Origin of the sequence: Bacteroides neonati (assembly GCF_000499785.1) — a bacterium.
GTDB classification, from domain to species: Bacteria; Bacteroidota; Bacteroidia; order Bacteroidales; family Bacteroidaceae; genus Bacteroides; species Bacteroides neonati.
This window is the reverse complement of sequence record NZ_HG726032.1, coordinates 1-12,555: the sequence shown is the minus strand read 5'-3', so window position 1 is coordinate 12,555 and position 12,555 is coordinate 1. Positions and strand designations below refer to the sequence as shown.

Genomic DNA, 12,555 nt, shown 5'->3' with positions numbered 1-12,555 from the left:
CTTTTTCCATCTTATCGCAGTATTTGTGAAAGCACCTAACGATATTCAAGGCATAGAACTCTCCATTTTCAATATATTCAGGATGTAGTACGATGGCTATTTGCGTATCTGTAACTGTTCTATCATAATACATCATCCTATAGTCTTCTACAGCATCAGCTATTGTGAGTTCGAAAGAAGGTGTATTTTTAATAGATAATAGCTCTGATAATATTGGTACAAGGAATTGATATCGGCTCACCAGTATATCTATATTCATTGTATCTTCAATAATATAGATAGATTCAAGGGCTTGTTTGACTCTTAAATAATTCATATAAATGTGATTAATGTTTTATTTTACTCGTCTATTATTTCTGTAATGGGCTTCCAGCATAGCTGGCAGAGGGTTCGGAGGTCGATAAATGCTGTTTTGTAGCGGCAGGCCTCGCAGTCTCCGGTAATTCTAAAACCAATTCTTGCACCTTTAAGGCATCTGAATGGGCACAGTCGGATAGTTTAGATTCAAGCATACGGACACGCTCCTCGAGGTGACCGTTTTCCCTAATCAAAGCTTTATTTTCTTCGTCTTTATCTTTATACATCTTATATATAAAGGATTCTTCAACAGGTAAAGCCGGTTGAGTGATTTGTGTAGTAGATACTGGAGTAGTGTGTGCTTGCTCATTGCGAAACATTGATCCTTTACCAGTAAGTAGCCAATTCATATCTACCTCTGAAAACATGTTTGCAATATTGATTAATATATCAGAGCTAGCTTCTGGGAATTCTCCATTTCTCTTGTCTATATTGAATATTCTATTAATCTTCTGAGAACTACTTAATTGTATTATCTCACTGAACTTCTTGACACTACCATTTGCATAGTGCTCAATAAGCCCTTTTATCCGCAAGTTAAGCGGTGGAAGTTCATTCATTGAAAGAATGTTTTCATTTTCTTGCATAATAATTTGTTTAATTGAAAACATGTTTGTAGATTTGCATCGTGATACCATTACACGCAGTGAAATCGGTTTACATCGTCCAAAGATAAGAATTAAACTCTAAATAATAATAAGTATGGAAAAGGTTTTAGAACACGCTTCTGAAATGATTGATAAGCTAACAAACGTAAAAAAGTAGATATATGCAAAGAATTGACTGGGAAGACCCCAAAAAGAAAGGTGAGGCTTATGCCTATTTGGCAAAAGTGTTCGGTGTGAAAAAATCGGCTGTCAGCCTGGCCATGAGTTTTAAACGCAACAGCCTAAAGGCTGCACAAATGAGAAGTGTCGCTATTTGCGAACTAGGTGCAAAGTTGCTGAGTGATTCCGGATCGGAGGTTAGATCAACTAAGATACTGGACTCCAAAGGTAATGTGGTAAAAGTAGTAACTTTTAAATAGTACATATTATGATTTACTGGAAAGAAGAGTGCAAGAAATTGGCATCTGCCAACGCCAAGGTGGTAGTGGTAGATGGGTACGATCAAGAGGGTGTTCCCCAATTTGTGATTTTTGACGTGTGGTCTGCCATTGGTAGCAAAAGTGGCCGTAATTCATATTGGAATGTGTTGATCGGTGCTGAATTGAGCGATGGTTGCTGCTGTGTGACATATCCCCATATCCTTGCCTACAATGACGGCAAAAAGGTAGAGGTCGAAAAGTTGGAACAGTACCACCCCGCATGGAAACTCAGTGAGGAAGGCGAGCGAAAACTTGAACTAGCACGCAGTATAACAATGACGGTAATCAGAAGTGAATTTACCCAAATTCCGTCCGTGGATATTTTCCCGATGAGCGATCAGGAACGTGAGATATTAAAAGATCGGTTTTTAAATAAAATGTAAAATCATGAAAACATTACGTTGGATTCAGAATGTAGCAGCCGTAGTAGCAATGTTTATGGCATTGTACCTGGCTGATGGTATTGAGGTAAGTCGCAAGGATGCGTTATCCGCATCGGTAATGGTATTGTTGGCAGTATTGATGCTGCTTAGCAGAGCTTGGGATGAAGAAAGGAGGGCCGAGTAATGAAGCTAACCAGGCTATTTATTATCATATTCTTGCCTCATTTGGCGATATGGATGCAAACAAGAGTTATAAAACAGTTTAGACGGGATATCTCTCAGATCAAAGAATATGGAATTTGCATGAAGTAACAAAAGGAGCAAGCTAAGACCTTTCCGGTTTTCAGGATACAGTTTTCAATAGGATTATTTAAGGTATGGAAAGTGGCTTACTATCTCGGGTCGGAGCCGGGACTTGCACTCAATATAAATATTAACCGATATGGAATATTACAATGGAATATTATGCATCTCTCATGATGACCTGACGCGCAACGATGCCCCCGAAGGAAAACCGAGCGATGCTATAATGGGCGAAAGCAACTACAAGAAACTGGCGTCGGGAAAGAAATGCAAAGAGAAGATCAATGTAGTTCGACCGGGAAAAGGGGCTAATGCTTACGCACTCGTCGAAGTTGCCAGCATTCCATCCCGCTTCCTGCAACTCGTGAATCAAAAATACCCTAATCAAGGAATTAATATGATACTACGCAAATGGTTTGACGAACATTACTACCCGGACACAGAAGCGCGGGAAGTGTACAGCTCGTTCCGTTTCGACAACGGAAAACCCATCCCCCCCGAGAAACAAGTAGAATACGTGACCAACGCCAGTGTGCTGGGTGCGGTTATCTCCCTGTTCAATGATCGTAAAATAATGAAAAAGGCAATGGGCGGTCGTGTGAGGTGGGATGAGATGGCAGAAGCCGTTGCTTACTACCAAGAGAAATACGGGCACACTCTACCCGGTAATCCGGCACGATTCAAAGAAAAAGTACAGCAGTTTCAGAGTGGCGGATACGGTGCGCTGATCAGTAAGAAGTTTCGTAACCAGAATACCCGTAAGGTATCTGTTCAGATCGAAAAACTGATACTCTCTATTGCCGCACAGCCTACGAATCCGTACAACAATACAATTCACGAATTATTCACCCAATTTATGAGTGGCGAGATTGATATCTGCGATCCGCAGACAGGTGAACTCTTCGATCGAAAGGATTTCTTCGACAAGAAAGGAAAACCTCTGGAACTAAGCGAAGCCACTATCTGGAATTACGTAAACAACCCCAAGAATCAAATTCTTTTGGGCAAACTACGCAATACGCAGTGGGATTTTAATAATAAATATACTCCGCACCACAATCGGCACAGCCCATTCTTCTCGTTCAGTAAAATATCACTGGACGACCGCGATCTTCCACGCAAAGCACACGGAGGACAACGCCCAAAGGCTTATTACGTATACGACGTGACCAGTGGATGTGTGATCGGTTATGCTCATAGTCGCACCAAAGACGTAGATTTATTCATTGATTGCGTCCGCAACATGTTTCGCACCATTGAACGTAACGGTTGGTGCATGCCTGCACAGGCAGAGGTGGAGCATCATTTGGTGAACAACTTCGCTGACGGGCTCATGAAAGCCGGTGTTGTTTTCCCGTTCGTTCGTTGGTGTAACCCCGGAAACTCACAGGAAAAGAGAGCCGAGCACGGGAACCGTGCCAAAAAGTACGGTGTAGAGAAAAACAATCATGTAGGTATTGGTCGGTGGTATAATAAAAAGGAGGTGAATCGCCCCAAGATCGATAAAGAGTACGATGAGCTGAATAATACCTATAAAGAAAAGACATTCAGCTATGAAGAATTAGTAGCCGATGATATCAGGGATATTTATGAGTACAACAATGAAAATCATCCGAACAATAAGTTGTATCCGAACATGACCCGATGGCAGGTATTGTGCGACAATATGAACCCCGATCTACGGCCGATGGACAAAGCCATCCTGTATCGATTCATCGGTGAACATACGCAAACAACCATTCGCCGAACGCAGTACATGCAGGTGGCAAACAGGAAGTTTGCTCTATCCTCTCCGAACGTAGTAGAGGCGTTGGCGTCCAACGATTATAAAGTAGACGCCTATTACCTACCCGATGAAGAGGGTAACATTGATGAAGTGTACATCTATCAGGGAGATTCATATATAGATACATGCAAGCCGCTAGGCTCCTATAATGAAGCTACCTGCGAGCAGACCGATGAGGATGTAACGGAGTATATCGAGCAATCGAAGTACGTTTCCCAATTCCGCAAGATGGTAAAGGATGAAAAGATACAGAAGGTGGTCATCATCCCAAGAGAGGAAAAAGAAGCGTTAGAATCCGTAGAAGCCAAAGCGGTGATGATACCTGCTCCTGTGGAACACGAAGAGGAAGAGGGCGCGGAAGAATACAACCCCTTCCTAAACTCCGACTATATGAAAAGCTACGCTCGCGCAGCATTGTAAAAATTAGATTCAAACAACAATTAAATACTATTATAATGGAACTTGGAATTAAAACTAGAAATCGCATCCTGGATGCTATCAAAGAAGATCGTAAGAACTATCCCAGTAACAACAAACATGCTATTGCATTAGGTATCAATACCAGTGTATACGGGTATATTGATTCGGGAGCCACAGAGGGAAAGATAAGCGATGCCTTGTTGCTGAGCGTATCCCGTAGGTTGGGTGTGTCTATCCGTCGCGAAACCCCTTGGAAAGTAGCCGAAACCCCTGTATTTGTTTACATCACCGAACAGTTGGAGTTATGCCAGCGAAGCAGCTTAAGCGGATTGTTATGCGACATTCCTAATATCGGGAAGACCTTCACTGCCAAGGTGTATGTAAAAAACCACCCTAATTCCATATACGTGGATTGCGGACAGGTGAAAACTAAGATGCGCATGATCCGATTTATAGCCAAGGAATTCGGACTCAACAGTAATGGCCGGTATGCCGATGTGTACGATGATCTGGTGTATTACCTCAGAAGCATCGAAAGTCCAATGATCATTCTGGACGAAGCAGGAGATATGAACGCTGAAACTTTTCTGGAACTCAAAGCCCTATGGAACGCTACCGACCGCACCTGCGGATGGTATATGATGGGAGCCAACGGGTTGAAAGCTAAGATTCAGAGAAACCGTAACTGTGATACACTTGGTTACGAAGAGATGTTCAGCCGATACGGTGACAACTACAACCGGGTGACTCCTGAAGATGAAAAAACTCGTGCCCTATTCTTGAAGGCACAGGCCACTATTGTAGCCAAAGTAAATGCCCCCAAGGGAGCCAATATTAATCAGATCGTAACACTGAGCGATGGTAAGCTTCGCCGCGTGTACACTGAAATTGAAAAACTATCAGTGGAGGAATAAACATGGAAGAAACAACAAAGAAGCCCCGCAAAAAAAGTATCAAGCGCGCCTACTCACCCAGCGAGTTGATGCGCATAAAACGTCCGGGGATGGATTTTACGGGCGAATGGAAAGAGGCTTTCGGTTGCCCGGCTTCCACAGGACTTTGGTGTATCTGGGGGAATAGTGCCAACGGTAAAAGCTCATTCGTGATGCAGCTAGCCAAATATCTCTGCCGATTCGGAAAGGTGTTTTACAATAGTGTGGAGGAAGGGAAAGAGGCTTCGTTTATCAACAACATCGCACGCAACAATATGCAGGAAGTCGATGGCAGGTTTCGCACCGCAACTCTTTCTATGGAAGAGCTGGATGAACGAATGAGCGACCCCCGAAAAGAAGATATCTATATTATTGATAGTTTCCAGGCTGCCGGATACACTGTAAAAGGAGCTACAGGATTCCGTCCATTGGTAGAGAGACATCCCGACAAACTGATCATATTCGTTAGTCGCGCTGATGGAAGTAAGCCACAGGGGAAACCTGCTATCACTTGTCTTTATGATGCTGGCATGAAAATATTTGTCGAGTGTTTCCGGGCTAAATGTATGGGACGCTTTAATCCCGATGGTGCATCCTTTGTGATCTGGGAAGAGGGAGCGGCCAAGTATGGAGAACAGTAATTTATAGCAATATCTACGTAATAAAGTATTCACGTATAATATCAATCGAAAGGAGAAAATAAGATGAGAACAACCAACCCACATTCCATTGAAAAGAAAATGATAGGACGTTTACACGCTCTATACGCGAGAAAAGGTATCTCTAACGAGCAAAAAGAAGCCATGTTGCTTGATCTTACCGATGGGCGCACCTCTCATACCAATGAATTAAGCTATAAAGAGGCTATTTATCTTTGGGGCTATCTGAATGGTCATTCGGATTCATTGAAGCCTTCTACGGGCAACGAATTAATGAAACGTCGCCGTTCCGGATGCCTAAAAACGATGCAAAAGATAGGGGTCGATACAACGGATTGGAAGCGGATCAATGCTTACTGCATGCAACCGACTATTGCCGGAAAACCTTTTTCCGATATCTCTTTTGAAGAGTTGGTGAACTTGCGTGAGAAGTTGGAAAGTATTTTAAAAAAGAACAGGGAATATGGCACTGAGCAATAACAATTTATCCTTGCGCAAGCTCGAGACAAAGCGTATTAGCGAGCGTATGTCAGAAACAGCCAAGCGAATTGACGCTATTACCGACATTCTGTACAACGGTTCTGCTCATATCCCTGCTTCCGAGTATGACGATCTGCTCGCTGAATACCACACTGCTCTTCGTAGATACGAGTTGGATGAGATGTATCTGGAGCAACTCAATTCGAGGGCGAACCTCACCGAAGAAGAGAGGAAACGCACTAATAAAAAGGATTACAAAGGAAATTATAAGTATTAAAAATCAACAGATAGAAAAGGAGCATTTATGAAAACAATAATCACAGTAGAAAAAGTGTCTAATGGCTTTATAGTATCCGGAGAAGAAACAGGAGTAAAGAAGGTTACAGTAAGTGAAGAAGCTGCTTCCAAAATGCTAGCAAACGACTTTGTTCCTTTGTTTGAGAATATGAAAGATGGTGATGTGAGAACCGTTGAAATTAAAGTGAAGTAAAACATTTAAATCAATTTAGAAAGGAATATTATGGGATATGATTTAATACCAGTTAAAAAAGAAGCTGGGAGTCCGAGCGGTATGATAAGCACATGGCCAATGATACTTAACGAAACTGGAGCCGGGTATCTTTTTGGATATGGTGATAATACTGTGAAACCAGGTTTCTATATATACAATGGCAAAAGAGGGCCGGGAAGTCCGGTTAGTAATGATGGCTTCAAGGTATCTGCTTCGGAAGCAAAAGCAATGGCAAAGTTATTTAGGGGATATGCACATGTAAAAAGAGCTATTCGCGAAGAAGGAGAAATACTTAATAGTGAGGAAAGGGCTATATACTCTAAATTCAAATGGTACAAAGAACCACCATCTGAAGAGTTTATCAAGAAAGTCGAGGAACTCGCTGAGTTTTGTGAGAAAAGTGGCGGATTTAGAATAACGTAATTCTAAATAGAATTGAATCTATTGTTGTGGAAGATAATTAATGAACATGAATGTAATGAACGGAGAACATATAATACCGCCAATTACTGACCCATTGGGGCAGAGTTGGCAACAACCTAACAGAAGGTTTATCGAATTAGATGATACCCATGCTCTTATGAGTGAGCAGACTTTTAAAGGTCTGAAAGAGTATTCCACTACAATACCCTCCGGAATATATGACGGTAAAATGTGGAAAGGGTTTGCGAATGGTGAATGGTATCTTGTATGGTTTGCTCCTGATGAGAACCCAGACAAAGCCCGTATAGAGAAAAGAAAAATATTAATAGCGTAAAACAAATAAAAATATGAATGAAGTAACAGAATATGCACGTGCCCACGGAAAGCAGGTAAAACTTAATGAAACTATAAATGAACAAGTTCGAAATAAACTATCACCATTTACGAATATCATTGCTCTTATTGAAAGATATGAAAATACCATGAATGGTGAAGAACGGCGACTGATAGTAGAACAAATTTTAAAATCAAAATCTATTTTACGACAATCAGTTAGTGATTTGGTGAAAATTAAATAACCATTAATAATAAATAAACCATTTAAAAACAAGATTTATGGCAAAGAGAGTAAAAAAAACGGTGATTACCGGGGTAAGCAGCGAACAGGTGGAAGCAGCGTTGAGCGAGTTTGTTCAAGCTGATTCGAGTATTCAAAAGATCACGGCTGAGATGGAGTTGAAAATTACGGCCATCCGTGACAATGAGGCCACAAGATTAGCTCAGTTACAGCAGCAAAAGGATGGTGCTGTAGAGGTACTACAGGCTTTTGCTACAGAAAACAAAGAGACGTTGTTTTCTAAGACAAAGAGCTACAAGAGTGCTCACGGTGTATTCGGGTTCCGCACAGGCACTCCGAAACTGAAGCAATTAAAAGGGTTTACCAAAGAGTCGGTACTAACATTAGTTAAGACACTGCTTCCTGATTACATCCGTACCAGTGAAGAGGTGGCTAAGGATCGTTTATTAGCAGATCGCTCCGACGAAGGTATGGAAGAGAAGCTTAAGAAGTGCGGTATGCAAGTGGTGCAGGATGAAACGTTTTACGTAGAGCCAAAAAAGGAGAATGAACAGTCAGCCTAAATACACGTACCGCCCAAAGGGTTCTCTTTGGGCGGTTTACCACATGACGTATCAAGGTACGGTCGGTGTTGGTACCAAGGTGTTTGACTCTCCCGAGAGGGAGGAAGCGAGAAAAGAGTGTTATCGGTTAAATGGATGGAATTATAAAGGGAGTAAGAATGACAAATAAAAAGAAAATAGAGCTGGTTCTGACATATGATGTTCCCCAGTTGATACATTTGCAAGAGATGACCGTTAGGGAGTTAAGAAAGCAGAATCTGCCACCAACCGTTACAGTTATGCAGGAAGATATTCTACGGGTATTGAAAGCGGTCGGTCAGATGGAGCTTATTGATGTAGGTGTTAGTTAAACAATAAATAAAAGAAAGCAATGGATAAACAAACCATCATTAACAAGATTCAGAAGCTGATCCGCTTACGCGATGGAGCCCGGGCGGTAGGTTCCGAAGGTGAAGCCAATGCAGCGGCCGCTGCCATTCAACGGCTTATCACCGAATATAACATGAGCTTGTCCGAAATCGAAGGCACACCGGAAGCCGAAGAAGAAAGTTGTATTGGTCGGTCAAACAACTATCATACCGCAGATAACTACCGCAGCGGTTGGAAACGTCATCTGCTTTACGCCATCTGTGAATATTATTATTGCAAAGCGTATATGCTGAGCGGAACACCCCGATGTGTGGTATACGGCACAGAGATGAATCGCATGGCAGTAGAGTATGCCTTTAACTTTCTTGAAGCTGCATTCACTCACCTGTCGGTTATCCGCTTTAAAGAGGCACACGTAACCTGCCGTATTCCTACCCGTCACCGTGATATTTGGTTGGCCTCTTATCTACTTGGTTGCTCATCCGGTATCCATGAGAAGCTAATGAGTGAGAAAACCGAGCAGGTAACGGGGCTGATGATAAGCCACGGGGCAATGATTGACAAGTATATGGCACAGGAACAGGGAAGCACAGGAAGTTGGAGCTCATCTTCCAATCGCGGACTCAATGACCGGGTATTCGGAATGGGATACCGCGACGGACAAAAACAGAATATTGCGAAGGCAATCAAATAATCATTTTATCAACAATCAAAAACTTTACAATTATGTCAACAACAAATTTACACAACTGGTTTCAAGGTAAAATCCGTTATGAAAAAGTAAACGAAGCCGGAATGAATGTTAAGGTAACAGAGCCTTATTTGGTCGATGCCCTTAGTTTTACTGAAGCAGAAGCCCGGTTAATTGAAGAGATGTCTCCTTACATCACCGGTGAGTTTACCGTGTCGGATATCGCACGGGCCAATTACAGCGAGCTTTTTGCAAGCGACGAGGAATCGGCAGACCGCTGGTTTAAATGCAAACTCATCTACATTACATTGGATGAAAAGAGTGGCGCAGAGAAACGAAGTAGCGTGAATGTACTGGTACAAGCAGCCGACCTACGCGATGCAGTGAAGAAGCTTGATGAAGGTATGGCAGGCACTATGGCCGATTATCAAATCGCTTCAATAGCAGAAACGGCAATTATGGATGTATATCCGTATACAGGAAAGTCGGATGATAAACCAACGCCCGAAGCATAATGAGTAAGAAACAACAGGCGCTGATTTTGTCAGCGCCTCTCTTCGGAGACGTACATCCTAAAGAGCAGCATGAATTCAACGGGTTTCCATGTTCGGGCTGTCAAGGCAATGGTTGGCATTGGAAAGAAGATAAATGGGGAGATCGGATAAAAGAGCCCTGTCCCGTTTGTGGTGGTACCAGAAAATTGAAAGCAGTGGTTACCATTGAATGGAAAGCAGATAGCTAACTATGCAACGCCCACCTGTTAACTACATCGTCCAAATTGGCGATAGCTACCTATCCGAACTGATATACTACTGACTGTATTGCGATAAACCTTGTTCCTTACTCATACAATCTCCGAAAACGGAAGGAGTTACAGCGGTTAAGTTGGTCGTGGATAGTGATCGCTCGGCAGAGTTCCTGCTAAGAGTAAAAGAGAAAACAGGGGCAAGGCTGTATAAAGCAGATAAATAACTTTTAAAACACTCAAAGTCATATTAGCCGTATCCTATGCTGTCCGTGAGGCAAAGCCAAGAAAGGACTATATAAATCATTTCCGCCAAAGCAAACCACTCGAAGGCATATACTTTACATCGTTTGCCAGGGAAACACTTGAAAGGAGAAGCAGACGCAAGTCTGAACACTATGCGGCCGTTTATGACGCTATAATCAATCACATCGACCGATTTTCCGAGTTATACAACTGTGATATCTACACGAACTCAATTACCGAAGAGTTTTTGGATGATTTCATTATTTACTTGGAAGATCGGGGATTGATGCACAACACCATTGTAGGATATATACAGAAAATCCAATCATTGGTTAGACGCGCCGGCCAATACAATTATGCAGTAGATACAACATACAACGAGGTGGATTTAGAGGAAGAGCCGACCTTTGCCGTCTTTCTTTCAATGAACGAGATCACAAGAATCTATTATTATAAATTCGAGCATCAAGATAAGAGAAAAGCCAAAGAGCGCATCCGCGACCTTTTTGTTATCGGCTGTCTTACCGCACTTCGTTATTCCGACTACTCAACTTTAACAAATCAAAACCTGATTGGTGAATACATCGTAAAACGTACCAAAAAGACAAACGTGGATGTGAAAGTCCCCATTCACGACTACGTCAAAGAGATATTTGAAAAATACGGAGGACATATTCCCTGCCAATTATGCATTCAGCATTTCAACAAATACCTGAAATTGGTTATGCGAGAAGTGGGATTGACAGATAAAATCACCTATTCGTACACCAAAGGTGGCAAGCTTATTACCAACACCCGCGAAAAATGGGAACTGATAAGCAGTCATACTGCCCGCCGATCGGCAGCCACTAATATGTATTTGGCCGGAAGAATGAAAACTCTTGAAATCATGCGGTTAACCGGACATCGAAGTGAGCAGAACTTTTTCCGCTACATCCGACTAACCAATGATGATACTGCACGTTCAATCTCAGGAGATATGTTTTTCAGAAAATAATAACAGAGTGTCTTCCTGTTCTAGGAAGGTTGCTTGTATATAAAAGAATAAATTATGAAATAATATTATGATTGAAAAAATTGGTAGGATCATGTTTGCAGTCGGATTAATTGTGCTTATGGCAGTGATAGCAATAGGAGCTTTTGGTTTGTCTGTTAAGTTTGGAATTGCTGTTTTGGCTATAGAATTAATCTTTCTGGGGTACGTATTATCGCGACCGGATAAGGATTAAATAAATTGAAATTAAGCATCGGAATCGACGTAAGATATATGTATCCTACGTCGATTTTTGTTTAATAGTGGTGTGAAGTGTCATTTTTTTATCTAAAATTATTCTTGCTCAAGGTTTTCTTTGTAATTTTGTGATAATCCCAAACCACAGTATTGATAAATTATGGCCAATCAGCTATACCTTTTTGAAGACAATCGGCAAGAGTATCCCAACGGACTCTCGCAAGAGCAGCAGGCAAAGCGTAAGCGCGTTGCCACGATGCCACTTAAAAGGAAAGCAATGAACCGTAAAGAGAGACTGGATATACGTGATCGGATGATTGTGGCCCGTCTCTACTATTGGCGCGAGATAGTACGCAAGCGATTGGATGATGTACTTGTCACCCTTTCGGATGAAGAGTTCTGTGTGGAAGAAAGAACCATAAATAACGCCTGGGCAAAGCAGGCTGATTATTTCGAGGAACTTTGTCGCAATCGTACTACCGCACGGCAATTACAAAAAATGTATCCCAGTTGGCGGTTCTGATTACTCTATCCTAACCATAAAGAAAGCAGTATACAAACAATTATATACTTTTAGTCCATCCGGCCGTTTTTCATCTTTCACGCTCACACGGCTGAACGCTTTTATACAATCTTCTGTTCGCCATCCTTGTAGAGTACTATGAATACTTTCGAGTACATCGAAGCGTTCGTTAGCCTTTTGACGTACAATTACAGGGGATTTGGTGTTGAACGAGGCGCAATCATTAAAAGCGACCTTTAGGTTAAATCGTAACTCTATGCGTTGCGGGG

General features: G+C 42.0%; 22 protein-coding genes and 2 pseudogenes. 21 read left to right on the top strand and 3 right to left on the bottom strand.

What is annotated here, in order from left to right; translation table 11 throughout:
- A pseudogene (locus TY03_RS21190) lies at nucleotides 1-316 on the bottom strand (hypothetical protein); the annotation flags it as partial.
- Between the two features lie 34 nt (nucleotides 317-350).
- Nucleotides 351-944: a hypothetical protein gene (locus TY03_RS21675; RefSeq protein WP_052332524.1), complete on the bottom strand. Its 594-nt coding sequence runs from the start codon at nucleotides 942-944 to the stop codon at nucleotides 351-353.
- A gap of 182 nt (nucleotides 945-1,126) precedes the next feature.
- Between TY03_RS21675 and TY03_RS21175 the strand changes: the two genes are divergently transcribed.
- The 21 genes from TY03_RS21175 to TY03_RS21080 all read left to right on the top strand — a co-directional run bounded on the left by TY03_RS21175 (nucleotide 1,127) and on the right by TY03_RS21080 (nucleotide 12,286).
- The gene (locus TY03_RS21175) at nucleotides 1,127-1,384 is read left to right on the top strand and encodes a hypothetical protein (RefSeq protein ID WP_042369760.1); all 258 of its coding nucleotides are present in this window, start codon (nucleotides 1,127-1,129) and stop codon (nucleotides 1,382-1,384) included.
- Nucleotides 1,385-1,392: 8 nt separating this feature from the next.
- Nucleotides 1,393-1,827, top strand: coding sequence for a hypothetical protein (locus tag TY03_RS21170; protein WP_052332464.1), 435 nt, complete (start codon nucleotides 1,393-1,395; stop codon nucleotides 1,825-1,827).
- Nucleotides 1,828-1,831: 4 nt separating this feature from the next.
- Nucleotides 1,832-2,011 (top strand): hypothetical protein, encoded by a 180-nt coding sequence (locus tag TY03_RS21165; protein ID WP_042373693.1) that lies wholly within the window; start codon nucleotides 1,832-1,834, stop codon nucleotides 2,009-2,011.
- A gap of 258 nt (nucleotides 2,012-2,269) precedes the next feature.
- The gene (locus TY03_RS21160; RefSeq protein WP_042373692.1) at nucleotides 2,270-4,336 is read left to right on the top strand and encodes a hypothetical protein; all 2,067 of its coding nucleotides are present in this window, start codon (nucleotides 2,270-2,272) and stop codon (nucleotides 4,334-4,336) included.
- 35 nt (nucleotides 4,337-4,371) lie between these two features.
- The gene (locus tag TY03_RS21155) at nucleotides 4,372-5,250 is read left to right on the top strand and encodes an ATP-binding protein (protein WP_042369754.1); all 879 of its coding nucleotides are present in this window, start codon (nucleotides 4,372-4,374) and stop codon (nucleotides 5,248-5,250) included.
- Nucleotides 5,251-5,252: 2 nt separating this feature from the next.
- Nucleotides 5,253-5,909 carry a hypothetical protein gene (locus TY03_RS21150; protein ID WP_042369752.1) on the top strand — a complete coding sequence of 219 codons (657 nt, stop codon included), beginning with the start codon at nucleotides 5,253-5,255 and terminating at the stop codon, nucleotides 5,907-5,909.
- 63 nt (nucleotides 5,910-5,972) lie between these two features.
- Nucleotides 5,973-6,407, top strand: a complete 435-nt coding sequence (locus tag TY03_RS21145; protein WP_052332463.1) for a hypothetical protein — start codon at nucleotides 5,973-5,975, stop codon at nucleotides 6,405-6,407.
- Complete coding sequence (locus TY03_RS21140; protein WP_042369748.1) at nucleotides 6,391-6,684, top strand: hypothetical protein; 294 nt, start codon at nucleotides 6,391-6,393, stop codon at nucleotides 6,682-6,684. The genes TY03_RS21145 and TY03_RS21140 overlap by 17 nt, the downstream gene beginning before the upstream one ends.
- A gap of 27 nt (nucleotides 6,685-6,711) precedes the next feature.
- Entirely contained in the window at nucleotides 6,712-6,897 is a 186-nt protein-coding gene (locus TY03_RS21135; protein WP_042373690.1) for a hypothetical protein, read from the top strand.
- 30 nt (nucleotides 6,898-6,927) lie between these two features.
- On the top strand, nucleotides 6,928-7,341 hold the full coding sequence (locus TY03_RS21130) for a hypothetical protein (protein WP_042373688.1): 414 nt from the start codon (nucleotides 6,928-6,930) through the stop codon (nucleotides 7,339-7,341).
- 46 nt (nucleotides 7,342-7,387) lie between these two features.
- The gene (locus TY03_RS21125; RefSeq protein WP_222860411.1) at nucleotides 7,388-7,675 is read left to right on the top strand and encodes a hypothetical protein; all 288 of its coding nucleotides are present in this window, start codon (nucleotides 7,388-7,390) and stop codon (nucleotides 7,673-7,675) included.
- Between the two features lie 13 nt (nucleotides 7,676-7,688).
- Nucleotides 7,689-7,919, top strand: a complete 231-nt coding sequence (locus TY03_RS21120; protein WP_042373686.1) for a hypothetical protein — start codon at nucleotides 7,689-7,691, stop codon at nucleotides 7,917-7,919.
- Nucleotides 7,920-7,956: 37 nt separating this feature from the next.
- Complete coding sequence (locus TY03_RS21115) at nucleotides 7,957-8,481, top strand: host-nuclease inhibitor Gam family protein (RefSeq protein ID WP_042373685.1); 525 nt, start codon at nucleotides 7,957-7,959, stop codon at nucleotides 8,479-8,481.
- Nucleotides 8,465-8,650, top strand: coding sequence for a hypothetical protein (locus TY03_RS21110; protein ID WP_042373684.1), 186 nt, complete (start codon nucleotides 8,465-8,467; stop codon nucleotides 8,648-8,650). The genes TY03_RS21115 and TY03_RS21110 overlap by 17 nt, the downstream gene beginning before the upstream one ends.
- Complete coding sequence (locus TY03_RS21105) at nucleotides 8,613-8,831, top strand: hypothetical protein (RefSeq protein WP_187374021.1); 219 nt, start codon at nucleotides 8,613-8,615, stop codon at nucleotides 8,829-8,831. Before TY03_RS21110 ends, TY03_RS21105 begins: the two co-directional genes overlap by 38 nt.
- Before the next feature lie 20 nt (nucleotides 8,832-8,851).
- Nucleotides 8,852-9,544 (top strand): DUF7168 domain-containing protein, encoded by a 693-nt coding sequence (locus TY03_RS21100; protein WP_042373681.1) that lies wholly within the window; start codon nucleotides 8,852-8,854, stop codon nucleotides 9,542-9,544.
- Nucleotides 9,545-9,576: 32 nt separating this feature from the next.
- Nucleotides 9,577-10,056 carry a DUF4494 domain-containing protein gene (locus tag TY03_RS21095; protein ID WP_042373679.1) on the top strand — a complete coding sequence of 160 codons (480 nt, stop codon included), beginning with the start codon at nucleotides 9,577-9,579 and terminating at the stop codon, nucleotides 10,054-10,056.
- Nucleotides 10,056-10,283 carry a hypothetical protein gene (locus TY03_RS21090; protein WP_042373678.1) on the top strand — a complete coding sequence of 76 codons (228 nt, stop codon included), beginning with the start codon at nucleotides 10,056-10,058 and terminating at the stop codon, nucleotides 10,281-10,283. The genes TY03_RS21095 and TY03_RS21090 overlap by 1 nt, the downstream gene beginning before the upstream one ends.
- Before the next feature lie 301 nt (nucleotides 10,284-10,584).
- Complete coding sequence (locus TY03_RS21085; RefSeq protein WP_230202014.1) at nucleotides 10,585-11,529, top strand: phage integrase SAM-like domain-containing protein; 945 nt, start codon at nucleotides 10,585-10,587, stop codon at nucleotides 11,527-11,529.
- 67 nt (nucleotides 11,530-11,596) lie between these two features.
- On the top strand, nucleotides 11,597-11,761 hold the full coding sequence (locus tag TY03_RS22600; RefSeq protein ID WP_154663612.1) for a hypothetical protein: 165 nt from the start codon (nucleotides 11,597-11,599) through the stop codon (nucleotides 11,759-11,761).
- A 162-nt stretch (nucleotides 11,762-11,923) separates the two neighbouring features.
- Nucleotides 11,924-12,286: a hypothetical protein gene (locus TY03_RS21080; protein ID WP_042373676.1), complete on the top strand. Its 363-nt coding sequence runs from the start codon at nucleotides 11,924-11,926 to the stop codon at nucleotides 12,284-12,286.
- Here the strand turns inward: TY03_RS21080 and TY03_RS22745 are convergent.
- A pseudogene (locus TY03_RS22745) lies at nucleotides 12,287-12,555 on the bottom strand (hypothetical protein); the annotation flags it as partial.